This window comes from Paenibacillus catalpae (assembly GCF_900112695.1).
In the GTDB taxonomy this organism is placed as follows: Bacteria; Bacillota; Bacilli; order Paenibacillales; family Paenibacillaceae; genus Pristimantibacillus; species Pristimantibacillus catalpae.
This window is the reverse complement of the sequence record NZ_FOMT01000006.1, coordinates 373,373-394,577: the sequence shown is the minus strand read 5'-3', so window position 1 is coordinate 394,577 and position 21,205 is coordinate 373,373. Positions and strand designations below refer to the sequence as shown.

Here is a 21,205-nt window from a genome sequence, read left to right as displayed (position 1 = left end):
AAGCATACGCCCTCTATAGGGTGATATAGATATCGCCGCTGCCCGGCTCGATCTCTGTCTCGAATGTCTTCACGCAGCCGTCATCCGGCTCATGCACCCGTCCGCTCTTCAGATCGATCTTCCAGTCATGCAGCGGGCAGTGAATAGCCGTGCCGCATACCATCCCTTCCGAAAGCCTGCCTCCCTTATGCGGGCATTTGTTCTCAACGGCCTTCACAGTGCCGTCCGTCAGGCGGAAGATCGCAATGTCGGTATTGTCGATCTGCACCGTACGAGAGCCTAATACGTCGATATCCGATATTTTTGCTACAAGCACCTTTGTGACCATATAGAAGCTCCCCCTATCCTTGCACCGGCTGAGCACCGGATAATTGCTCGAAGTTTTTGCGCAGCTCTTTGTTCTCTACGATTTCTTTCCATGGATCTGTTGTATAGCTAAGCGTCTTCTCGAGACGTTCCACCAAAGCGAGACGGTCTTCACGTTTCTCGAGAGCTTTCTTGACATGATCGAGACCTACGCGTTCGATCCACTGTGCGGTACGTTCATTCCATGTCGCATTCTCGCGGTAATATTGCAGGTAGGCCGACGACCATTCCATAACCTCGTCTTCCGTCTTCACAACGCAGAGCAGCTCGGTGGCGCGTACATGAATACCGCCGTTGCCGCCTACATGAAGCTCCCAGGCGCCGTCGATTGCCACAACGCCAAGGTCCTTGATCGTTGCTTCCGCGCAGTTACGAGGACACCCGGATACGGCAAGCTTTACTTTCGCCGGAGCTGTCATACGCTCGTATGCTTTCTCCATCCGAATCCCCATGCCAATCGAATCCTGCGTGCCAAATCGGCAGAAAGTGTTGCCTACGCAGGTTTTGACGGTACGGAGCGTCTTGCCGTAAGCATGGCCGGAAGGCATATCAAGCTCTTCCCAAATCTTAGGCAGATCTTCCTTCTTCACGCCCAGCAGGTCAAGCCGTTGACCGCCAGTGAATTTCACCATTGGAACATCGTATTTCTCTGCAACGGTAGCAATTTTGATCAAGTCGGCTGGCGTGGTCACGCCGCCGTATACTCGAGGAACGACCGAATACGTGCCGTCCTTCTGAATGTTGGCGTGGTAGCGCTCGTTCGTGAAGCGCGATTCCTTCTGGTCCTTGTACTCCGCCGGCCACAGCATGCCGAGGTAATAGTTCAGAGACGGACGGCATTTCGTGCAGCCCTCTTCGTTCTTCCACTCCATAACGTTCATAACTTCTTTAACCGACATGAGGCGCATCTCTTTAATTGCCGCAACAATCTCATCACGGGAATGCTCGGTGCAGCCGCAGATGCCCTCCTTCACCGGCACGCCTGCTGCATCGCCGGCGTACAGCTTCAGCAGCCCTTCTACTTGAGGCTTACAGCCGCCGCAGGATGCGGAAGCTTTCGTGCAGCCTTTAATGCTTGCCAAGGTATTGCAGCCTTTATTTAGAACCGCATCAGCGATGTCACCTTTCGATACACCGTTACAGCCGCAGACAATCTCATCATCCGCCATGGCTTCCAGTCGGCTTGCAGGGGATGATCCTCCGCCGCCCGCGGCAGGCGAGAAACCAAGCAGCAGTTCCTTCTCCTTGCCTTCGATCGACTCGCCCTTCTTCATAATCGAGAAGAGCTCCGCCCCGTCGGCTGTATCACCAAACAGCACAGCTCCTACCAGCTTGCCGTTCTTAATCACGATTTTTTTATAAGTCCCGGCTACATCATCCTGAATACGCAAAGCTCTTGTGCCCGGCCCTTCGCTAAACTGGCCTGCCGAAAATACGTCTACACCGGATACCTTCAGCTTGGTAGAAGTAACCGAACCCTCATAGCCTGCCGTCTCAACGCCGGCCAGCAGCTTAGCCAGCACCGCGCCTTGCTCATACAGCGGGGCAACCAGACCGTATGCGATTCCCCGGTGCTCGGCGCATTCGCCTACCGCGTATACATCCGGAACATTCGTCCGCATGAAGTCATCTACAACGATCCCGCGATTGACCTCAATGCCCGAAGCCTTCGCTAATTCAATGTTCGGACGGATCCCCACCGCCATGACAACCAGATCTGCTTCAACTTCGCTGCCGTCCGCGAATTGCAAAGCTTTCGCGCGCCGTCTGCCCGTAATGGCAGCGGATTGTTTGCTAAGCAGGAACTTCATTCCCTGCGCTTCGAGCTCACGCTGCAGCATGCGTGCAGCCGGCTCATCCAGCTCGCGATTCATCAGAATGCCGTTAATATGAACAACGGATACGTCCATCCCCAAATTAAGCAGACCACGCGCTGCTTCAAGTCCAAGCAGGCCGCCCCCGATTACCGCCGCTTTCTTGTACTTCTGGGAAGTTTCCTGCATGATCTCGGTGTCACGGATATCGCGGAAGCCGATAACTCCCTCTTTGTTTGCACCCGGCAAAGGCAGCATAAACGGATTCGAGCCCGTCGCAATAACCAGCACATCGTAATCCACTTCAATTCCTTGCTGGGAGTAAACTTTTTTCCGTTTGGTATCAATCTTCGTCACCGTATGTCCGGCATGAAGCTGGATATGATTGTCCGAGTACCAATCCCAGTCGTTAATGACGATATCCTTAATGTCCGTTCCGCCCGCAAGCACCGAGGATAACATAATCCGGTTATAGTTCGGATGAGGCTCCGCTCCAAATATGGTAATGCTGTAAGCATCCGGAGCGAGCTTAATTAGATGCTCGATTGCCCGTACCCCCGCCATTCCGTTACCAACCAGCACCAATTTCTTCCGATCCGCCATTGTCATTCTCCTCTCCACTCTCTCTAACTCTTAATTCTTATGAAAATAGAAAAAGCCCGGCTTCGGATTCCGCAAGGGGCACACGGGTGCGCTCTTGCAGAAGACGAAGACAGGCTTCATTGCCGCTTCAGATGAATACGCCATTGTATTCATGAAAGATTATGATTTGGTTTGTAACCTCAAAGATAAGAGAGGTTTGCCTCTCGTTTTGTCGTTAGGTCGTACCGTTAATATACAATGGCGCGAACCTCATGTCAACATAGTTAACACTAAAAATGAACATTTGTGCGTATCGACAATTTTACACTTTCTATGTTATATATAATGACAAATGATATTTCGTTCGTAGGGGAAGAGGAGGATGACATGCGTTCTCTGTTAGTGATCGATAGTCCCGGGGAGAAAGCTGAAGTGCAGCCGCTGGAACAAATGTTGGAGGCATACGGATATTCCGTATTGTATGCCAGTTCGGAAGAAACAGCCAAACATCATCTGCCAAAAGCAGATGCTGCCGTGCTCCATCTGGCGCTTGGCGAAGTAAAAGCTTGGGGGAACAGATTGCTCCAGCGCAAAAGACTGCCCATGCTATGGTGGTGCAGTGCAGATACGGCTACCATGTCTGCAGCCTATTGCGAGGACGATCTGCCAATAGACGGCATTCTGACGCCATCAATGAGCGAGCAGGAGCTGCATTGGGCGCTTCATTTCGGCTCGAAGACCTGCTTCGAGCGTCATCAATGGCTGAATGAGCGGAAGCAGCTGGAGGCGCGGCTGGAAGAGCGGAAGTGGATTGACATGGCCAAGGGCATCTTATGTAAAATAAAGCAGGTATCGGAGGCGGAAGCTTATGACCTGCTGCGCAAGCAGGCCATGAATGAGCGGAAGCGGATCGTGGATGTGGCTACATCCATCGTAAAAGTCTATCAGCTGCTGCAAGAGCAGAAATAAAGGGGTGCTGTCGATGTTTACTAAACTATTAAAGGAAGTCGGCCGCGGAAAAAGAGGCGCAAGAGATCTAACCTATGAAGAAGCGCTGGAAGCGGCCGACTGGATCATGAACCGGAAAGCAACCCCCGCCCAGATGGGTGCGTTTTTTATCGCTGAACGCATTAAGATGGAAAGTGTTGAGGAACTGGAAGCTTTCGTGCGCGTATGCCGCGATAACGCATACCGCGCTCCTATACAGGAAGGACTGGACTGCGCAGGACCGTATGACGGACGGGTAAAAACCTTCTTCGCGTCATTCGCCACAGCCTTCCTGCTGGCATCCGCAGGTCTCCCCGTTACGCTGCACGGCGCCAAGTCGCTGCCGCCAAAATGGGGCGTTACGCTGCTGGATATGCTCGCTGAGCTGGGTATCGGCAAGGCACAGCTGACGCGCGACCGCGTTGCGCAGGCAGCTGCCGCTAGCGGCGTGCTCTTCGTTGATACGGAAGAATGGTGTCCGCCGATCAAAGAGCTCCGCGGCATCCGGGAAGAGCTTGGCATGCGTACAATACTGAACACGGCGGAGAAGCTGATTGATTTCTCCCACTCGCCATATCTCGTCTTTGGCGTCTTCCATAACACCGTCTTTGACCGGATGAGCAAGCTGCTCACCGATTTGAAATACCGTCGTGCTCTTATCGTTCAAGGGACGGAGGGCTCCGAGGACCTGTTTATCGAGCGCCCTACCCGCACCTATATCGTGGAGAACGGCGAAGCCCGGCTGCATGTCATTGACCCTGAAGAGTTTGGGCTGGAGGCAACGCTGCCAGAGAAAACCGAATGGTCCGCCGCAGAGCAGATCGAAATGGTCGAGGCCGTTCTGCAAGGGAAAGCTCATATCGGCTACGTAAATCAGGTGCTGCTCAATGCGGCCGTCCGTCTTCGCCTGGCTGACCGCGCCGAATCCGTCGAAGAAGCATTGTACCAATGCAAGGCGCTGCTCGACAGCGGTGTTGCATGGGAGCGTTATACGGCTTGGCGCAGCAGCCTGCTGGGCGAAGGAACACCCGCTTCTATTGGCGGCGTCAAGTAAAGTAACATGTATAGCGATCTTCTCCTGTCTTAACCGCCATTACTTGGAAGATTAACGGCTTGATTGCAGATATTGTGCCCATTCGACGCTCGAATTTAGCACATACCGGTTACCTGCAGACGACATTACTCAGCTAACTACTCGACCCACATTGACGATGTACAGCATATAAGACTCTCCTCCTCTACTTCGACTCCTACGCTGTACGTTATGCAATCAAAAGAGCTTCTGGAGGCTTAATCAGCCAACAGAAGCTCTTTTTCTAATAACTTGAAATTAAAAAACGGGATAAGCTCCACCTCTACGTTGGATTTCATCCAGCATATTGATGCAACAAACTAAGTAACTGCAGCTACGTTGGATTCCATCCAATCGAATTAACTCATTCGGGCTGAAAAGAGCTCATAAAGGCGAAAATTACTGGAGATAATCCAACGTAGCTGGCACGAGTAACCAATCAAGTTATTTTACGCTGGACAAAATCCAGCGTAGAAAGTTCGCTAACCGCTAACGCGAGCGTGCCCGGCACACGAGAATCACAAAGCTGAGCACAGCCGCCGCTTCCGCCACTATAATAACAATTCCCATTGGCAGCGCTGCTTCGCTGCCGCCTAGTCCAACAAGCGGCGCCAAACACGAAGGACAGCAAGCCAAGCAGCTCCGATGCGCTGCCGGCCGCCTGCACGATCCCGACGTATTCTAATTACGATCGTTCCCCCTGTCAAGAAAACAAAAAGAGGACGCCTCTTTAGGCGTCCTCGCCTCTTTAGGCGTCCTCTTCCTTCTGTGCCCTTTTTCGTCTACTCAGCCGTAGTGACGACAGCGCTCAGCTTCACATGATCGTTCATATTCACAATCAGCGGAAGCATCCGCTCTTCGCTTGTCATCGGAGATTGGCACAACACACAGGTTGGCGTGTGGTCAAACGAGAAGTTGGCGCGCATCCAGCCATTGCAATCCTCGCTTTGGCATGACCAGATTTTTGTAATTACTTCCGGGATGTCTTCCTGAATTTTTTTTCGACTGTACATGGGTACGCCTCCTTCTCTTAGATAATTTGGCACGGACTTCATAAACCCGTCCCTTTAGCGTGTCTTTAACCGCAAATTTCATACATACAATTTTGGTCGAATGCCATAAAAATGCCATAAAAAAAGCTCTTCCACCTCCGGAAGGAAGCGAAAGAGCTTATGTATGTAGGATAGTCCGAAGCAAGCAATCTTACAGCTTATAACCAAATTCTTCAGGTACATATTCGATGCAGGAACTGGCGGCAAAAGTCAGCTTCTCCCCTGCTGCGTCGTACTTCACCGTATCTGCCGCAACCGAGTACCAGATCTTAAGCGTCGGGCGCCCATCGTTATAAGCCCGGAATATAAACACGTTAAGCTCCTGCTTCCACTTTAAGATCTCATCAATTCCGGCATGTTGCGGCGTGTGTACAGTGAACTGCCACTGCCCCGCTTCATGCGCGACCTCATAAGGAACCGGTTGTTTGGACGAATCCACAAATGTCCGGCCGCCAACGGCATGTTTGATCAGTAATGTTTCGTTCATGTGTCGTTCCCTCCTAAAAAGAATTGCCATCATTATGGCTTTTCTAAAGCCATATGTGGCGATTCTTACTTCGTAAGCATTTGCTTAAGAATTGCCATCATTATGGCTTATCTCAAGCCATATGTGGCGATTCTTACTTCGTAAGCACCTTATGGCAGATCGATCAGCAGCACAAATGCGGGTTCTTCCGCGGACAACACAAAATCAGGCTCAAATTCCGCACGGATTGAATCTTTAGGGCCCATAACCGTACCGTTCAGGTTCAGCTTTCCTTCCAGCACCATAACAAAGGCACGACGCCCCGTCTTCTGGTTGAAAAAGATCCTTCTGCCCGGCTGCAGCCGTCCCAGATATATCGTCATATCCTGGTTGATGCTCGCTGTATCGCCTGCCCCATCCGGTGTCACAACCGGAAGCAAAGCGTTCTGAAGTTTATCTTCATCGTACCGGGCCATCTCGTAGGAAGGCGCAATTCCCCGCTCCTTCGGCATAAACCACAACTGAAGGAAGCTGCCTTCTTCCGTATCGGAATCGTTGTACTCCGCATGAATAATGCCCGTTCCGGCCGACATGCGCTGAACCTCTCCAGCAGATGTCACTTCCGCATTGCCAAGGTTATCTTCATGCTTCAGCCTTCCCCTGAGCGGAATCGTCACAATCTCCATCTCGCTGTGCGGATGAGCTCCAAATCCGCGCCCCGGTGCAATCGTGTCGTCATTTAATACACGCATAACGCCAAAGCTCGAGTTGTCAGGATCGAAATACTCCCCAAATGAGAAGCTTTGCGCGCTGCGCAGCCATCCCAAATCGACGGCATGGCGTGCGCTTGCCGGAAAAAGTTTCATCATCGAAAAAACGCCTCCTTTTTCATTCAAATCATCCGAGCCGGAAATACCTCCTACTATTGTAACCCCAGGGGGGCAGGTATACCAATCAAGCTCATGTTAACCGTATGTAATCGAAAGTGAAGATAATGGGTAATCTAACGACAGGAGCTATAAAAGGGAGTGTGAAATGGGCGATGGACAACAAGGATGATCTCGTTACGGAGAGAGATATCGATCCGAAATTCGGCTTGTTTACGGAGGAGATGCCGCAAACCGTCTTACCTGATGTGACAAGCAAGCTGATCGATAGGTATCCGAAAAAGGGCAGAACAGCGCCGCCTCCCAGCGGACCGGCTGACGGCTCGCGGTAAGGAGCTAGCTCAAGTATAGCATCTGCAGAGTGCTGCAAACAGCCCCCTGGGGTGAATTATCGCCAAATACGGAAATATAAAAGGACGCATGACCTGTACCTAACAGGTCATGCGTCCTTCTCTTATTTCGCCGGTACGACCTTTGCATCCGGTCCCGCAGCCGTTACGGGTAAAGCCGGGTACAGCTTCTTCGACACGAAGGTTTGGGCAATCATGAACAATCCCCCAACAACCCAGTACAGCGGTACTGCAGCCGGCGCGCTGAAGGAGAAGATTCCCATCATAACCGGCGAGAGGAGACCAATCATCCCCATCTGCTTCTGCTGAGCCGGGTCTGCGCCAATCTGCGATACGCGGAACTGCACATAATAAATCGCGGCGGCCAGGAACGGCAGAATGTGATCCGGGGTACCAAGCTGGAACCACAGGAACGAATGCTGGGCAAGCTCCGGCGTCATTTTGATTGCGTAATAAAGACCTGTCAGAATCGGCATTTGGATCAGCATCGGCAGACAGCCAATCGCCAGCGGATTGAACTGATGCTTGCTGTAGAGCTCCATGGTTTCTTTTTGCAGCTTAGCCTGATTCTCAGGCGTTTTCTCTTTGTATTTCTCTTTCAGCTTATTAATCTCCGGCTGGATAACGCTCATCTTCTGGCGCATCCCTTGCTGATTCTTATATTGCCGAAGCATGAGCGGCAGCAGGACAATCCGCACAAGCAGCGTCATGACGATAACGGCCATGCCGTAGCTGTCGCCAAAGAAGGAACTGATATGCTGGATCAGATACGAGAACGGATAAACCACATAGTGGTTAAAAAAGCCCGGCGTGTCGGAATCAATCGTCCCTTGCGCGCCGCAGCCGCTGACGATTACCAGAATCGCGATTGCTGCGAGAATTCGATATTTTTTAGAAAAAGCGGTGAATGCATTGTTTTTGCTCATAATAGCCTCCTCGTTTGTGTGCGTGCTCAGTAACCTTCACAAACGAGGAGTGACAATCCGCTGAATCACCATCGGGTGCTTCTTTACGCTTTATCCTTCGCGCGAGCCAATGCTGGATCTTATCCAAACGGCTGGTAATCACAACAAGCGGGACGATGGGTTCCCATATGAACCGCTTCTGAACCGTGCTGAATTCGACATCTACGGACTGATGGGCGAAATACGCCAGATAAGCCATCGAACATAAAATACTAATCGAGAAAAAATACGGAATTAAATCCTGCAGCTCTAACAATGCATTCACCTCCTTAAAAGAATTAACATCATTTAGCGGCTATGCCGCTTGTGGCAATTCTTGCATCGTAAGCATTTTCCTTAAAAGAATTGATATCATTTAGCGGCTATATGCCGCTTGTGGCAAGCATCCATTTTAAAGTTGTCAGTTTCATCACTAATACGACTGACAGCCGGCAAACGTTTCTTCTCCCGGCCCAAAGTCTAGTTCAAGTCCCTTCCCGGGACGGTTAAGGCGGAAGTGTGACCGGGCTACAATGAACTATGACTATATTATCACATCATGGACAGGATAGCTTCTCTGGCTTCTTGGAATACGATGTACTATTTTCCGCGGCAACGACCGGGACGGAGGAAACGATTGTATGTATTTTGCAGCTATTAGCGTTGTAAGGGGCGCCTTGTTCCTTACTCTGCTGCTCGCCTGGATTGCCGGCAACAAGGCATCCGCCCTGCTATTCAGCGGGACTGAAGCAAACCTGAACCGAAAAGCACGTAAATTAATAACCTGGGCTGTATTCCTTTCTATATCCAGCGCAGGTGTTCTTGGCGGCATTATTTGGCTTATGGCCGTGTCGGAACAAGTCTTCTGGCAGGACCGCCTGCTTATTCCGCCTCTTCTGATCGTTCCGATGCTGATGGTGTGGCTGACATCCTTCCCACGCCTTCGCCGGATCCGGCAGGCAACCATGCGCAAGACAGATGCACCGCTTGATGTCAGACTGCTGAGCCGTGCCTCACAGCCTGCGCTGGTTGCGCCTTATCAATTCGTGGCGCTGGGTTCTTTAACCGGCATGTACTGGACCTTCACCACGACTATTCCATTCGACATGCTAAACGGAACCGTTCCGCTTGTCATACTCCTGATTGCAAGCATGGCGCTATGGCTGACGCATCTTAACCGCAGTTCGAGAGTCAGCCTGACAGGAACAAAGCCTGTCAATCGTCCCTGGATGCGTTTATTGCGGCGGATGGCCGTACTTCTGGCTGTGCTTGCGCTGGGAAGCATCCCGTTCTACGGCGGCCTTCAGGCCAGCCGGCTGCCGGAGACCCTCTCCATGGCAGCTGGCCCGATGGATAACGGAACCGGCACAAAGCTTGCTCATCACCATCATAGCGGCGCCGTCACCGCATCAGTTGAACCGGTCAAGGAGGTTTCCGTAGACAGCCTGACAGGACCGGCGGAAGGAACGCCTGATGTCTTGTATACTTTGACCGCCGAGAAAAAGACCGTCAAGCTGGCTTCCGGGCGTACCGTAGAAGCGTGGACCTATAACGGCCAAATCCCCGGCCCGGAGCTGCGGTTCCACAAAGGGCAGCTGGTAGAGGTTAAGCTGATCAATAAAGATATTACAGAAGGCGTTACTCTTCATTGGCATGGCCTTGACGTTCCAAATGCGGAGGATGGTGTAGCCGGCGCAACGCAAAATGCCGTCATGCCGGGTGAAACATATACGTACCGGTTTGTCGCCGAACAGGTCGGCTCCTTCTGGTATCACTCCCATCAGGATTCGAAGGAAGCCGTGGCAAAAGGGCTCTTCGGCTCACTTGTCGCGGAGCCTGAGGAAGGGATGCCTCAAGACGTGAAGGACATTACGGTGATTACTCATATCTGGGAGGGAGGCGGCGTGGCTATCGGCGATAACGACGGCATTCAGCAGATGAAGATTGCGCCGGGAACCCCGGTCCGTCTTCGCCTGACGAATACGGATGACTGGGTCCGTCAGTCCTACAAGCTGCTCGGAACGAAGTTCAAGGTGGCTGCGATCGACGGGACGGAGCTGCATGAGCCAGGAGACCTTACGAATGTAAGCCTCGATCTCACTACAGGCGGCCGTTATGATGTGACCTTCATTATGCCGGACTCGCCGGTCACCTTAAATGTCGGCCAGGGCGGGAAGCTTGGCATCGTCATGAGTCCGAATGGCCAAGGCGAACTGCCTGAACAAGTGCCGAACCTGCCCGTCTTTGATCCGACGCATTATGGTACGCCGGCTTCTGCGCCTTTTGATGCGAACAGCCATTTTGACCGGGAGTTTACGATGGTGCTGGATAATCAGCTTGGCTTCTTTAACGGTAAATTAGCCATGAATTACACGATTAACGGCAAAGTATTCCCGGATACGCCGATGTTTATGGTACGCGAAGGCGAGCTTGTGAAGACAACAATCGTAAATCGCGGTGCCGTTGACCATCCGATGCATCTGCATGGGCATCACATGCTTGTCCTTTCGCGTAATGGCGAAGCCGTAACAGGCAGCCCTTGGTGGTCAGATACGCTGGATACGGCTCCGGGCGAAGTATATGAAGTAGCCTTTATCGCCGATAATCCGGGGCTGTGGATGGACCATTGTCATAATCTCGCCCATGCGGCGGCCGGCATGACGATGCATTTGATGTATGAAGGGATTACATCGCCTTATACGGTAGGCACCGCTACGCATAATCATCCGGAATGACAAAAAGACGCGCGGCACTCCCCCGAAGGGAAGCTGCGCGTCTTCTTGCATATTCACTCTTGTCCTCTTCCCAGCAGCCGGATAAGCGTCTGGAGCGGCTGGGACATCCACTTGCGGGGATGAATCAAATATTGCAAGTCAAAGCGGATATCCGGATGGCTGAACGGGAGCGCGACTAATCTTCCCTGCCGGATATCCTCCGCGACAACCATTTGAGGAAGCAGCGCGAGGCCAAGACCGTTCACCGCACATTGCTTCACAGCCTCCGGATTGCCCAGCTCGAACAAGGCGGTAAACGCAATCCCGCTCTCCTGCAGCACCTTTTCGAACATCCCCCGGTACACACAGCTTTCCTCTGACATAATCAGCTCCAAGCCATTTAGATCATGAAGCCCAATATGAGGCTGCCCTGCAAGCGGATGGCCTGCGGGCGCAACCAGCACCAGTGGCTCTTCTCTAAGCGCTTGGCACTCAAGAGCCGAATCGGCCGGCTTGGCATCAAGCAGCAGCCCAATATCATATTCCCCATCCTTCACTTTGCCGATGATGTGCGATTCCCGGTCCGGCTGAAGCTGAATGGTCAGCTCAGGAAACAGCTGCCTCAGCTGCCTCAGGTATGGAGGAAGAAAATAAGCCGCCAGTGAATCAATCGCCCCGATTACAAGCGTCCCTCCCGCATAACCCGCAACGCTTTCCTTGGACTGCTTGTACAGCTCCAGCATTTGAACCGCAAGAGTATACAGCTTCTCTCCCGGAGGCGTGAGCCGCATCTGCCTGCCGTACCGCTCGAGGAGCGGTGCGCCGTATTCTTTTTCCAGCTTCTGAATCTGAATCGTGACGCTGGACTGCGCATAACCAAGCTCTTCCGCTGCCCGCGTAATACTACGCCTTCTTGCCACCTCGCAAAAGGTTTGCAAATATACCAGCTCCATGCTCCCACCTCTGTCCCTCTCTTTATTATTAATATTATTGATGACGTTCATGAATCATTATAGATAACTGTAATACTTGAGTCATGCTACAGTAAAGACAGAGTTCTTAAGTTTATAGAGGGAGGCGCTGTTAAATGCTGAAGGAACAAGATTTGCGAGGGATATACGTACCTGTTGTGACGCCCATGCGGGCAGACGGAGAATTGGATCTGGCTTCATTCGAGCCCTATGTGAGGCAGCTGCTTGAGGATGGTGCGAATGGCATTGTTGTGAATGGTACAACCGGCGAAGCGCCAACCGTGACGCTGGAAGAAATGGCGGCTCTTACTGCAGCAGCACGTTCTGTCTGCCAACCGGCGAACAAACCTGTTGTTGTAGGGACGGGAACAAATGATACAGCTTCAACTGTGCGGAAAACGGCATTCGCAGGCGAGCTGGGCGCAGATGCAGCTCTGGTTGTTGTGCCTTATTACAGCCGCCCATCGCAGGAAGGCATTATTGAACATTATAGACAGGCAGCCGGCACGGGCCTCCCGGTTATTGCTTATGAGATTCCTGCGCGTACCGGAGTACGCCTTGCGCCGGATACCGTGAAGGCTATTCTGGATCTGGACGGCGTGATCGGAATCAAAGACAGCTCCGGCGGCATCGAGCTTATGCTCGAGCTTGCCCGCAGCGGAAACCATAAACCGGTATTATGCGGTGAAGATATTTATTTCCATGCCATGCTGTGCAGCGGCGCAGCCGGAGGCATGCTCGCTTCTGCGAATGTCCGGACGTCGTCGTTTGTCGAGGTGTATGAACAGCTCATGCAAGATCGGCTTGCAGCAAGCAGGCAATCTTTCCTCACCCTGCTGCCTCTGATCCGTCTCCTGTTCCAGGAGCCTAATCCCGCACCGCTCAAATGGCTGCTTGCCCGGCAGGGCAGCATCGCATCGGATCATATCCGCATGCCGCTTACTCCTGTCTCGGAGGAGCTTCAGCAGCAGCTCTCTTCATGGCTGTAGTTATTAACCGGCAGGGATCGAATCCCAAAGCGGGGAATGCGTAAAGCCCTCCAGTGCCCGAATGGTATAGCCCGGATGCGGGCTTGCCAGCTCGGCCATGTCTGCCTTGCGGTCTACAGGCTTCACTTCCATAATAGCGATACCGCTGCCAACCGCATGGTCAATGCCTGCCGCGATGGCGGCAGCATGACTGCAGCGGACCGACAAATAGATGACCCGGACCCGGACATCAGCCGCGCAAAAGACACGCAGCATATCGGCCGAACGGTCAGTGCTGTAATTATCGACAAATATAAATTCATAACTGGCCGCGGCAGGCTTCATGATCTGCTTCAGGCGCTTATAGGCGCCAAACAGCACTTCCTCGTCATTGCAGACCGGCACGATAATTGAGTAGGTAACTGGCAGACGCGTCATTTTCCCCATCCCCTTCGGACAAAATGTTGCTCTTTCGTGCTACTATAATCGATACAGCTTAAATCTCCCTTAATTTAGTATAAGTAAGCGCTTTACTTTTATGTCAAATATAGCAGACTAGCTTACTAAAAATATAGCATCCATTCCGTACTGTTTGCTATACTATCTGCAACGAATTTATCCAAAATTTAAATGGGAGGGATGACCATGTTATATAACCGGCTTGGAGGAAGCGGACTGAAAGTGTCTGCGCTGGGGCTCGGGACGAACTCTTTCGGCTCACGGGCGGACGAGGCTGCTTCGGCACGTATTCTGCATACGGCTATTGACCGCGGCATTAACTTTATCGATACGGCGAATATTTATTCGGCAACAGCGTCGGAATCCATCATCGGGACCGCTCTGGAAGGCAGACGCCATGAGGTTGTGCTTGCAACCAAAGCAGGTCTTCCAAAAGGTGAAGGCCCTAATGCAAAAGGCTCTTCCCGATATCATCTGATGCTGGAGCTGGAGGACAGCTTGAAGCGGCTGAAGACCGACTACGTCGATCTTTATCAAATCCATACTTTCGACCCGGAGACTCCGCTCGAGGAAACGTTGAGGGCACTCGAGGATATGGTCCGCTCGGGAAAAGTCCGGTACATCGGAGCATCCAATTATGCCGCATGGGAGCTGATGAAAGCTCTTGGCCTCAGCGACCGTCTTGGATTGAGCCGGTTTGTCTCCACGCAGACAAGCTACTCGCTGGCCGACCGGACGCCGGAGCGCGAACTGGTTCCGCTATGTCTCGATCAGGGCGTGGGCATCATCCCGTACTTCCCGCTTGCAGGCGGGATTCTGACTGGAAAATACCGTGCCGGGGAAGAAGCTCCAGCGGGCTCGCGCGCCGCGACCAATCCGGGCTTCACCCGCTTCTTCGGCGAGAGCAACCTTGCGCTCGGCCGCCAGGTCAGCAGCCTGGCAGACAAGCTCGGCTGCTCAGCCAGCGTCTTGTCTCTTGCATGGCTGATGAAGCAGCCCACTGTATCCACCGTGATCGTGGGAGCGACGAGCAAGGAGCAATTGGAGCATAATCTGGGCAGCGTTGAGCTGCCGCTTGATGCCGCAGCATTAGAAGAGCTTGATACGCTAAGCCGGCCTTTCCGTAACGGAGAGCCGTTTGCGCTGTACCGTTTGCCATAGGCAAACGGATGCGTATCGTTCTTGCTTGGAATGGCATGATCAGACTTCAAATTTTTGGATGAAATATAACCTTGACTTTTATACCTACTGAAAGGTAGAATCCGTACATGAACAGTAACAAAAAAACGGCAGAGTTGATTCTTGATACAGCCCAAGCTCTTGTGCAGGAAGTCGGCTTTAACGGCTTTAGCTACGCGCACATCGCAGAGAAGATCGGTATCCGCACAGCAAGTATTCATTATCATTTTCCGAATAAGGAGGATCTGGGAGAGGCGTTAATTACCCGGTACCAAAGGGAATTTGTTGCAACCATTACTCAAATTGACGGCGAGACGCAGAACAATCTTGAGAAGTTACGCAAATACGTCAATATCTTCAGCATTCCGGTCGATAATTATTGCACCTGCCTCAGCGTGATGCTCTCTTCGGATCTGGCTACCTTGTCGGAGAAGGTTGGAGCAAAGCTGGCTGATTTCTTTACCGCCAATTTAGCGTGGGTGGAGCGCGTGCTCGAAGAAGGCCGCCGTGAAGGGCAGCTGCGTTTTGAAGGCGCGGCAAGCTTGCAGGCACACATTATTCTGGCCGCTCTTCAAGGAGCGCAGCTGCTTGCGAGAAGCTTTCGGGATGTAAATCGGTTTACTTTTATTGCCGACGGAGTCATATCCGCTTTAACTTAAGCAGTCAAAGCGGATATTTTTCTCTGCTAAATCTACCTTTTAGTAGATAGATAATGATTGGCGAGGGGACGTTATATGGGATGAGGGTTCAAGCCCAAACCAGATGGAGGCTATTACAGAAATGCATTTTCATGCATAACGCAGCATTTGCCAACAACAATTAAACCAACAGAGGAATGGAGAGAGAATCAAATGAAAACACTCATAATCGTAGCACATCCTAACCTGGAAACATCCAACTGGAACAAAGCATGGGTCGAAGAGCTGAAGAAACAAGGAGACATCACGATCCACGAAATTTACAAGGAATATCCGAACGAGAACATCGACGTTCAGCGTGAACAAAAGCTGGTTGAAGCGCATGACCGCATTATCTTCCAATTCCCGCTCTACTGGTACAGCACGCCGCCGCTTCTCAAAAAATGGCTCGATTCCGTATTGCAGTACAATTGGGCTTACGGTCCTGAAGCTACCGCAACAAAAGGCAAAGAAATCGGTGCCGCGATTTCGACTTACGGCACAGCGGAATCGTATCAGCCAACCGGTTCCAACGGCTTTACGCTGGAGCAAATTTTGGCGCCGCTTCAAGCGAGTGCGCGTTTCATCAGCGCGGTTTACCTGCCGCACTTCGCGGTGAACGACACATCCGATGTAACGCCTGAGCGTCTGGCGCAAAGCAGCAAAGCCTACGTCGAGCACCTTAAGACGGTTAGACCGGTGATGATGGTCTAATGAAAAACATAACAATCGACGTTTATATGGATACGGTATGTCCCTGGTGCCGGATGGGGGATGCTAGCCTGAGAACTGCGCTGAAGGAGCTTCCGGAAGGCACAAGCGCTACGGTTAGCTACCATGCGTACCAGTTGAACCCCGGCATTCGCAAGGAAGGCGAGGACTACCGGAAGGTCATGATCGGCCGCTTGGGCGGAGAAGCTCAGTTTGAAGCAAGAATGAAGCAGTATAACGAAACGGGAGCTCATTTCGGCCTGATTTACAATATGGATCTGGTGAAATATACGCCAAACACGGTGTTGTCGCATCAGTTGATAGCGATAACGCCGGAACACCTGCAATCGAATTTGATTGAGAATTTGTACAACGCTTATTTTGAACAAGGAGTAAATCTCGGCGATGTGGACCAGCTTGCGGAAATCGCGCTGGCGAGCGGGATCACGAATGATCCCGTGGCGCTTAAAGCCCGTCTTCTTAAAGGAGAAGGTCTTGAGAAGGTGGAAGAAGGACAGCGTGACGCTCAGCAGCTTGGCATCCGAGGCGTTCCTTTTTATATGATAAACGGGAAGTTCGCCCTATCCGGCCTGCAATCGCCTGCAGATTTGATCCATGCATTTATGCAGGATTAAGCATTAACGATCTCCTGAGAGAGATTCAGTCACCGCGGAAGAGAAAGCTGCCCTTATTAAGGGCGTCAGCGAATTGCTGCTTCACGTACTGAATAAGCCGCTCGAATCGACCTTTGTCGTTATTGAAGAAGTCGATACCGATAACTGGGGTTGGGGCGGTCTTCCGGCTCTGGAGTATCGCCGGAAGTTGGCTGCGCAAAAGGCTGGCTCGGAGAGTTAATATCCGTGTGCCGCAGGTTGTTCTCCTAGCCATCTAATGGCTAGGAGAATTTTTTCATGCCTGCTCCGGCCAGCCCTTCTGCTCCCGCAAAATAGCAATAAACAGCTCGGCTGCCTTCGTATGCTGCTGATGAAGCTGGGTAAGCAGCGAGAAATCACGTTCCACCGGTCTGCCGCCAACTGTCAGCTTGCTAATGGTCCCGAGCGCAATTTCCTTGCGAACCGCCCAATGGGATAATAGCGAGACGCCAAGGCCTGCCTCGACAGATTCCTTAATAATCTGCGTGCTTCCAAACACCATGCGGTTCTCCGGATTCAGCCCCTGCTCCAGAAACATCCGCTCCGTTACTTCCCGTGTTCCCGAGCCCTCCTCCCTTACGATCCAGGTCTCCTGCTGCAACCTTGCAGCATCTATATCATCCGCTGTGCCAATCGGATGCAGCGACGACGTTACAACATACATCTGGTCCTTGGCCAATGACTCGGCATGCAGCTTCTCAAGCCCCAGCTCGCCTTCGACGATACCAATATCAAGCTGACCGCCGGCTACAAGTGCGCTTATGTCTTTCGTGTTGCCAATCGTTATCGTTGGTCTTATGAGCGGATAATGAGTCTGCAAATACGCTATCGCATGCGGCAGCACGTACTCGCCGAAGGTATAACTGGCCCCAATGGAAAGCGACCCGCTTGCAGTAAACATCAGATCATCTACAAGCCGTTGCATGCGGGTATACAGCCCCTCCATCTCCTTGCCATGCCTGTATACGATCTCCCCCGCTTTATTTAACCGGACATGTTTATTACTTCGGTCGAGCAGCTTGGTGCCAATGCTGCTCTCCAGTGCTTGAATATGCTGGCTGACCGCCGGTTGGGTCATATGGAGCGCCTCGGCGGCACGCGTGAAATTTTGCTTCTCTGCAACCGTCATAAAGACAATTAACGATTGATCCATGGCCATCTGCACTCCAATCATAAGAATTTAATTATGATAACTATTATAACTATTTATTTTCCTTATCATAAGGCTTCAGGTATGCTTGAGCCATCAACCACCAACAACTTTGAGGTGATACGGATGAGTACACTGGTCCATGCTTTTACTTCTAAACATAAACGCCGTATTCCAATGCTGGAGTGGATATATAGCCTTGCGCTGACAGCTGCCGTTGCTGTCGCTGCCTATTATCTTGCCCGGCTGCCGGTTCTTGATCATATTGGTCAAATGGCTCTGGCTCTGACCGGAACGATCATCGCCCGTCAATTTTTCGGTTATCCGGAGAGGCTTCGTGCAGGTATTCCATTTGCCTCAAAGTATTTGCTTCGGCTGGCTATTATTTTATGCGGACTTCGGCTCAACATTGGCACCCTGCTCCATCAAGGACCGGCGCTTCTGCTGCAAGGGGCGGTTACGGCGGCCTTCGCCACTTTCTGTACGCTGCTTATCGCTCGCAAGCTGAGAGCCGATACTCCACTATCGCTCCTGCTTGGCATTGGCACCAGCATTTGCGGAGCGGCTGCAATTGCAGCCGTATCGCCCATCTTGAAATCAAGAGATGAAGATACCGCCGCCGGAGCCGGACTCATTGCGCTAATTGGTACGATTGCCGCTATCGGCTATACGGTTCTGCTGCCCGTGCTTCCCTTGACAGACACTCAATACGGCATCTGGAGCGGACTTACCCTGCATGAAATCGCCCATGTGCCGCTCGCGGCAAGCGCCGCCGGTCAGGAAGCTGTTGAAGCCGGCCTGCTTGCAAAGCTGAGCCGCGTACTGCTCCTAGTACCCGTCAGCTTTATCCTCGTGTTCATGATGAAGCGCAAAGGCACCTTAACACCGGGTACAACCGTTGCTTTCCCCTGGTTTCTTATCGGTTTTGTCCTGATGAGCGTGCTTGGCAGCCTCACTCCCGGCACCGCATTCGAAATCCCGGCCCATTTGATGACCTTCCTGCAGCAGGCTCCACCCTTTCTGCTGGCAATGGCTATGGTTGGTCTTGGGCTAAACGTAGATCTCCGTGCCTTGCGTGCCAAGGCATTAAGGCCGCTTGCCGCCATGGCAGCCACAACCGTACTGCTGTCGGCCGTCACGCTGCTTCTTATTCGGTTCGTCTACTAATCATCCTTGCAGCGCCTTGCGTACGCTTAGTATATATTTCGACTGGTCAAGCGGATTCACGCCGCGGCGCGTCCGTTCCGCTGTCACATCCGGCGGGCATTCCTCATAACCGGAGAAGAAGGTCGCGATCGTCCCCCGTCCCTTCGTCAGCGAGTTCAGCTCCATCGGATACTCGAGCGAGGTGGCCGCGGGCACTCGCCCTTCGATGACAAGCCGGTCGCCATGCAGCGTTGGCGCCTCGAATGTTCCGCGCATAAGAATCAGATCGTTCATGACGCGGCCGCCGTTTTCCTCCGGTACCACGATACGGAATTGCAGCACGGGCTCCAGCAGATTCGTGCCAACCGAAGCAAGGCCGTTCATGATCCCCATTGGCGTTGCTACGGCAAAGTCCAAAGGATGCGTATGCCACACATGATGCTGGCCCTCGATCAGCGTGACCTTGAGGTCAACAACCTCCCAGCCCTTCAGCCCCTGCTGCAGCGCCTCCGGTACGCGTCTTGCCACTTCGTTCTGATATTGCGGCAGCAAATCCTCCGAGCGAACGAAGGCCTCATAGCGCAGACCGCTGCCCTTCTCGCCTGGCTCAATACGGAACCGCAGAATCGCCCAGCATGGTTTCGGCATCAGATACGCGATATAGCCCTCGCCCGGCTGGCTTGGCGTCTCCTTATAGATAACAGAAGGCTGACCGAATTTCACCTGCAGCCCGTACCGGTTCTCCAGTACGCTGGCGAGAATCTCCAACTGGATGGGCCCCATTACCTTCACATGCAGCTCCCGCTCCTCCTGCAGCCACTGTACATCTAGCAGCGGATCTTCATCCGACAGCTCCTGCAGAGCTTGTACCATCGCCGGATATTGCTGCTGATCCGCCCAATGAGCCTGCACCGTAAGCAGCGGCACGGCAAGCCGCACTTCCTCCGGCACGGCATCGGGAACACCGATAATATCTCCGATCCGCACATGCGAAATGCCGCATACAGCCGCAATGTCGCCGGCTTCCAGCATGCCAAGATCCTCCGAACGGCTGCCTTCCACCTTGCGGATCTGCGTCACCTTTTCATCGATATTTTGCGTATAGTTACGGATTACATCGCGGTTGCGCATCGTCCCTTCGTAGAGCCGGACGAACGCCATACGCCCCATCGTCTTGTCACGCTCAATCTTGAACACAATGCCTGACAGAGGTGCATCCCGGTCCCCACCAGGCTCAGGCAGATAATCAATGACGGCATCCATCAATTCGGTTACCCCAATTCCCTTGCCGGAGGCGCCATAAACAACAGGAAAAAGCTCCGCCCGCTTCGTCATCCCGGCCGCATGGCTCTTCCAATCCTCCGCTTCCCCGCTTATATAGCGCTGAAGCAGCTCTTCCTCACGCTCCGCAATCGCTTCCACTAAAGCAGTGAACGACTCCTCATCCGCATCAGGCCCCCATAAATCCACAGCGCCCATGAACTGCTGCTCGCTCCCAAGCGGATGCTGCACCTCCAATATATCCGGCGACAGGTAGCTGCGAATATCGCGCAGAACCGCTTCCCGGTCAGCGCCAATCCGGTCCATTTTATTAATATAAATAATCGTTGGAATCCGGAGCTTGCGCAGCGCACTCCAGATCATCTCCGTCTGTGCCTGCACCCCTTCAACGGCTGATAGAATCAGTACGGCGCCATCCATCACCCGAAGCGAACGCTCAACCTCGGATAAGAAATCGACATGCCCCGGCGTATCAACAAGGTTAATATTCGTATTTTTCCATACAAAGGAGGTCGTTGCCGCACGTACGGAAATACCCCGCTCTTTCTCCACATCAAGCCAGTCTGTTAATGTTGTTCCCGCATCCACGCTGCCAAGTGATCGTGTTCGACCGCTGACGAACAGCATGTGCTCCGTTGTTGTTGTTTTCCCCGCATCAACATGCGCAAAGATACCTACATTACGCCGTCTGGCGTTGTCCCTGCCCGTCATCGCTTTGGTTCTCCCATTCCTGCCGCAGCCAGCGGCACTTGTTGTTCTTAAGCCTAGCGTAAACC

Annotated in this window: 22 protein-coding genes and 1 pseudogene; 11 read left to right on the top strand and 12 right to left on the bottom strand. The window is 52.5% G+C overall.

Annotated elements, in window-relative coordinates:
• Positions 1-13 precede the first annotated feature (13 nt).
• Both nirD and nirB read right to left on the bottom strand, forming a co-directional pair.
• The gene (gene nirD / locus BM200_RS26375) at positions 14-328 is read right to left on the bottom strand and encodes a nitrite reductase small subunit NirD (protein WP_091189799.1); all 315 of its coding nucleotides are present in this window, start codon (positions 326-328) and stop codon (positions 14-16) included.
• Positions 329-341: 13 nt separating this feature from the next.
• Entirely contained in the window at positions 342-2,783 is a 2,442-nt protein-coding gene (nirB, locus tag BM200_RS26370; protein WP_091189797.1) for a nitrite reductase large subunit NirB, read from the bottom strand.
• Positions 2,784-3,149: 366 nt separating this feature from the next.
• On the opposite strand from nirB, the gene BM200_RS26365 reads away from it, so the two are divergent.
• Positions 3,150-3,731 carry an ANTAR domain-containing response regulator gene (locus BM200_RS26365; RefSeq protein WP_091189796.1) on the top strand — a complete coding sequence of 194 codons (582 nt, stop codon included), beginning with the start codon at positions 3,150-3,152 and terminating at the stop codon, positions 3,729-3,731.
• Between the two features lie 13 nt (positions 3,732-3,744).
• Positions 3,745-4,803 (top strand): anthranilate phosphoribosyltransferase, encoded by a 1,059-nt coding sequence (locus tag BM200_RS26360; protein WP_091189795.1) that lies wholly within the window; start codon positions 3,745-3,747, stop codon positions 4,801-4,803.
• A gap of 507 nt (positions 4,804-5,310) precedes the next feature.
• Here the strand turns inward: BM200_RS26360 and BM200_RS30680 are convergent.
• From BM200_RS30680 to BM200_RS26345, 4 genes are all read right to left on the bottom strand, one after another.
• Entirely contained in the window at positions 5,311-5,436 is a 126-nt protein-coding gene (locus tag BM200_RS30680; protein ID WP_281248442.1) for a hypothetical protein, read from the bottom strand.
• Positions 5,437-5,603: 167 nt separating this feature from the next.
• Complete coding sequence (locus BM200_RS26355; protein WP_091189794.1) at positions 5,604-5,834, bottom strand: cold-shock protein; 231 nt, start codon at positions 5,832-5,834, stop codon at positions 5,604-5,606.
• A gap of 190 nt (positions 5,835-6,024) precedes the next feature.
• Positions 6,025-6,360, bottom strand: coding sequence for a hypothetical protein (locus BM200_RS26350; RefSeq protein WP_091189792.1), 336 nt, complete (start codon positions 6,358-6,360; stop codon positions 6,025-6,027).
• Positions 6,361-6,509: 149 nt separating this feature from the next.
• On the bottom strand, positions 6,510-7,208 hold the full coding sequence (locus BM200_RS26345; RefSeq protein ID WP_091189791.1) for a pirin family protein: 699 nt from the start codon (positions 7,206-7,208) through the stop codon (positions 6,510-6,512).
• Positions 7,209-7,381: 173 nt separating this feature from the next.
• Between BM200_RS26345 and BM200_RS30150 the strand changes: the two genes are divergently transcribed.
• Positions 7,382-7,558, top strand: a complete 177-nt coding sequence (locus tag BM200_RS30150; protein WP_175533033.1) for a hypothetical protein — start codon at positions 7,382-7,384, stop codon at positions 7,556-7,558.
• A gap of 122 nt (positions 7,559-7,680) precedes the next feature.
• Here the strand turns inward: BM200_RS30150 and yidC are convergent, their stop codons facing one another.
• Together yidC and BM200_RS26335 are read right to left on the bottom strand one after the other, a co-directional pair.
• Complete coding sequence (gene yidC / locus BM200_RS26340; RefSeq protein WP_091189789.1) at positions 7,681-8,502, bottom strand: membrane protein insertase YidC; 822 nt, start codon at positions 8,500-8,502, stop codon at positions 7,681-7,683.
• Positions 8,468-8,797, bottom strand: a complete 330-nt coding sequence (locus BM200_RS26335) for a hypothetical protein (RefSeq protein WP_091189788.1) — start codon at positions 8,795-8,797, stop codon at positions 8,468-8,470. Before BM200_RS26335 ends, yidC begins: the two co-directional genes overlap by 35 nt.
• Positions 8,798-9,161: 364 nt before the next feature.
• On the opposite strand from BM200_RS26335, the gene BM200_RS26330 reads away from it, so the two are divergent.
• Positions 9,162-11,255, top strand: a complete 2,094-nt coding sequence (locus BM200_RS26330) for a multicopper oxidase family protein (protein ID WP_091189786.1) — start codon at positions 9,162-9,164, stop codon at positions 11,253-11,255.
• Positions 11,256-11,308: 53 nt separating this feature from the next.
• Here BM200_RS26330 and BM200_RS26325 read toward each other — a convergent pair whose 3' ends face one another.
• The gene (locus BM200_RS26325; RefSeq protein WP_091189785.1) at positions 11,309-12,187 is read right to left on the bottom strand and encodes a LysR family transcriptional regulator; all 879 of its coding nucleotides are present in this window, start codon (positions 12,185-12,187) and stop codon (positions 11,309-11,311) included.
• A 134-nt stretch (positions 12,188-12,321) separates the two neighbouring features.
• On the opposite strand from BM200_RS26325, the gene dapA reads away from it, so the two are divergent.
• Entirely contained in the window at positions 12,322-13,194 is an 873-nt protein-coding gene (gene dapA / locus BM200_RS26320) for a 4-hydroxy-tetrahydrodipicolinate synthase (RefSeq protein ID WP_091189783.1), read from the top strand.
• Positions 13,195-13,197: 3 nt separating this feature from the next.
• Here dapA and BM200_RS26315 read toward each other — a convergent pair whose 3' ends face one another.
• Positions 13,198-13,611 carry a glycosyltransferase gene (locus BM200_RS26315; protein WP_175533032.1) on the bottom strand — a complete coding sequence of 138 codons (414 nt, stop codon included), beginning with the start codon at positions 13,609-13,611 and terminating at the stop codon, positions 13,198-13,200.
• A gap of 207 nt (positions 13,612-13,818) precedes the next feature.
• Between BM200_RS26315 and BM200_RS26310 the strand changes: the two genes are divergently transcribed.
• The 5 genes and pseudogenes from BM200_RS26310 to BM200_RS26290 form a co-directional block, all read left to right on the top strand.
• The gene (locus tag BM200_RS26310) at positions 13,819-14,793 is read left to right on the top strand and encodes an aldo/keto reductase (RefSeq protein ID WP_091189780.1); all 975 of its coding nucleotides are present in this window, start codon (positions 13,819-13,821) and stop codon (positions 14,791-14,793) included.
• Between the two features lie 107 nt (positions 14,794-14,900).
• The gene (locus BM200_RS26305; protein WP_091189779.1) at positions 14,901-15,470 is read left to right on the top strand and encodes a TetR/AcrR family transcriptional regulator; all 570 of its coding nucleotides are present in this window, start codon (positions 14,901-14,903) and stop codon (positions 15,468-15,470) included.
• A 192-nt stretch (positions 15,471-15,662) separates the two neighbouring features.
• Positions 15,663-16,202 (top strand): NAD(P)H-dependent oxidoreductase, encoded by a 540-nt coding sequence (locus BM200_RS26300; protein WP_091189777.1) that lies wholly within the window; start codon positions 15,663-15,665, stop codon positions 16,200-16,202.
• Positions 16,202-16,834: a DsbA family oxidoreductase gene (locus tag BM200_RS26295; protein ID WP_091189776.1), complete on the top strand. Its 633-nt coding sequence runs from the start codon at positions 16,202-16,204 to the stop codon at positions 16,832-16,834. The genes BM200_RS26300 and BM200_RS26295 overlap by 1 nt, the downstream gene beginning before the upstream one ends.
• Before the next feature lie 37 nt (positions 16,835-16,871).
• Positions 16,872-17,054, top strand: a pseudogene (locus BM200_RS26290) (tautomerase family protein); the annotation flags it as partial.
• 54 nt (positions 17,055-17,108) lie between these two features.
• Here the strand turns inward: BM200_RS26290 and BM200_RS26285 are convergent.
• The gene (locus tag BM200_RS26285) at positions 17,109-18,005 is read right to left on the bottom strand and encodes a LysR family transcriptional regulator (RefSeq protein WP_091189773.1); all 897 of its coding nucleotides are present in this window, start codon (positions 18,003-18,005) and stop codon (positions 17,109-17,111) included.
• Positions 18,006-18,128: 123 nt separating this feature from the next.
• Here BM200_RS26285 and BM200_RS26280 point away from each other — a divergent pair, with 123 nt between their 5' ends.
• Positions 18,129-19,169 (top strand): YeiH family protein, encoded by a 1,041-nt coding sequence (locus tag BM200_RS26280; protein WP_091189771.1) that lies wholly within the window; start codon positions 18,129-18,131, stop codon positions 19,167-19,169.
• On the opposite strand, the gene BM200_RS26275 is transcribed toward BM200_RS26280, so the two are convergent.
• Positions 19,170-21,140 carry a GTP-binding protein gene (locus BM200_RS26275; protein ID WP_091189770.1) on the bottom strand — a complete coding sequence of 657 codons (1,971 nt, stop codon included), beginning with the start codon at positions 21,138-21,140 and terminating at the stop codon, positions 19,170-19,172.
• Between the last annotated feature and the right edge of the window lie 65 nt (positions 21,141-21,205).

Excerpts from the sequence above, each read along its gene's own strand:
- BM200_RS30150 (WP_175533033.1), top strand. The coding sequence starts at position 7,382 with ATGGACAACAAGGATGATCTCGTTACGGAGAGAGATATCGATCCGAAA.
- BM200_RS26350 (WP_091189792.1), bottom strand. The coding sequence starts at position 6,360 with ATGAACGAAACATTACTGATCAAACATGCCGTTGGCGGCCGGACATTT.
- BM200_RS26330 (WP_091189786.1), top strand. The coding sequence starts at position 9,162 with ATGTATTTTGCAGCTATTAGCGTTGTAAGGGGCGCCTTGTTCCTTACT.
- BM200_RS26280 (WP_091189771.1), top strand. The coding sequence starts at position 18,129 with ATGAGTACACTGGTCCATGCTTTTACTTCTAAACATAAACGCCGTATT.
- nirD (WP_091189799.1), bottom strand. The coding sequence starts at position 328 with ATGGTCACAAAGGTGCTTGTAGCAAAAATATCGGATATCGACGTATTA.
- BM200_RS26365 (WP_091189796.1), top strand. The coding sequence starts at position 3,150 with ATGCGTTCTCTGTTAGTGATCGATAGTCCCGGGGAGAAAGCTGAAGTG.
- dapA (WP_091189783.1), top strand. The coding sequence starts at position 12,322 with ATGCTGAAGGAACAAGATTTGCGAGGGATATACGTACCTGTTGTGACG.
- BM200_RS26275 (WP_091189770.1), bottom strand. The coding sequence starts at position 21,140 with ATGACGGGCAGGGACAACGCCAGACGGCGTAATGTAGGTATCTTTGCG.
- nirB (WP_091189797.1), bottom strand. The coding sequence starts at position 2,783 with ATGGCGGATCGGAAGAAATTGGTGCTGGTTGGTAACGGAATGGCGGGG.
- BM200_RS26360 (WP_091189795.1), top strand. The coding sequence starts at position 3,745 with ATGTTTACTAAACTATTAAAGGAAGTCGGCCGCGGAAAAAGAGGCGCA.
- BM200_RS26300 (WP_091189777.1), top strand. The coding sequence starts at position 15,663 with ATGAAAACACTCATAATCGTAGCACATCCTAACCTGGAAACATCCAAC.
- BM200_RS26325 (WP_091189785.1), bottom strand. The coding sequence starts at position 12,187 with ATGGAGCTGGTATATTTGCAAACCTTTTGCGAGGTGGCAAGAAGGCGT.
- BM200_RS26285 (WP_091189773.1), bottom strand. The coding sequence starts at position 18,005 with ATGGATCAATCGTTAATTGTCTTTATGACGGTTGCAGAGAAGCAAAAT.
- BM200_RS26355 (WP_091189794.1), bottom strand. The coding sequence starts at position 5,834 with ATGTACAGTCGAAAAAAAATTCAGGAAGACATCCCGGAAGTAATTACA.
- BM200_RS26345 (WP_091189791.1), bottom strand. The coding sequence starts at position 7,208 with ATGATGAAACTTTTTCCGGCAAGCGCACGCCATGCCGTCGATTTGGGA.
- BM200_RS26305 (WP_091189779.1), top strand. The coding sequence starts at position 14,901 with ATGAACAGTAACAAAAAAACGGCAGAGTTGATTCTTGATACAGCCCAA.
- BM200_RS26295 (WP_091189776.1), top strand. The coding sequence starts at position 16,202 with ATGAAAAACATAACAATCGACGTTTATATGGATACGGTATGTCCCTGG.
- BM200_RS26310 (WP_091189780.1), top strand. The coding sequence starts at position 13,819 with ATGTTATATAACCGGCTTGGAGGAAGCGGACTGAAAGTGTCTGCGCTG.
- yidC (WP_091189789.1), bottom strand. The coding sequence starts at position 8,502 with ATGAGCAAAAACAATGCATTCACCGCTTTTTCTAAAAAATATCGAATT.
- BM200_RS26315 (WP_175533032.1), bottom strand. The coding sequence starts at position 13,611 with ATGACGCGTCTGCCAGTTACCTACTCAATTATCGTGCCGGTCTGCAAT.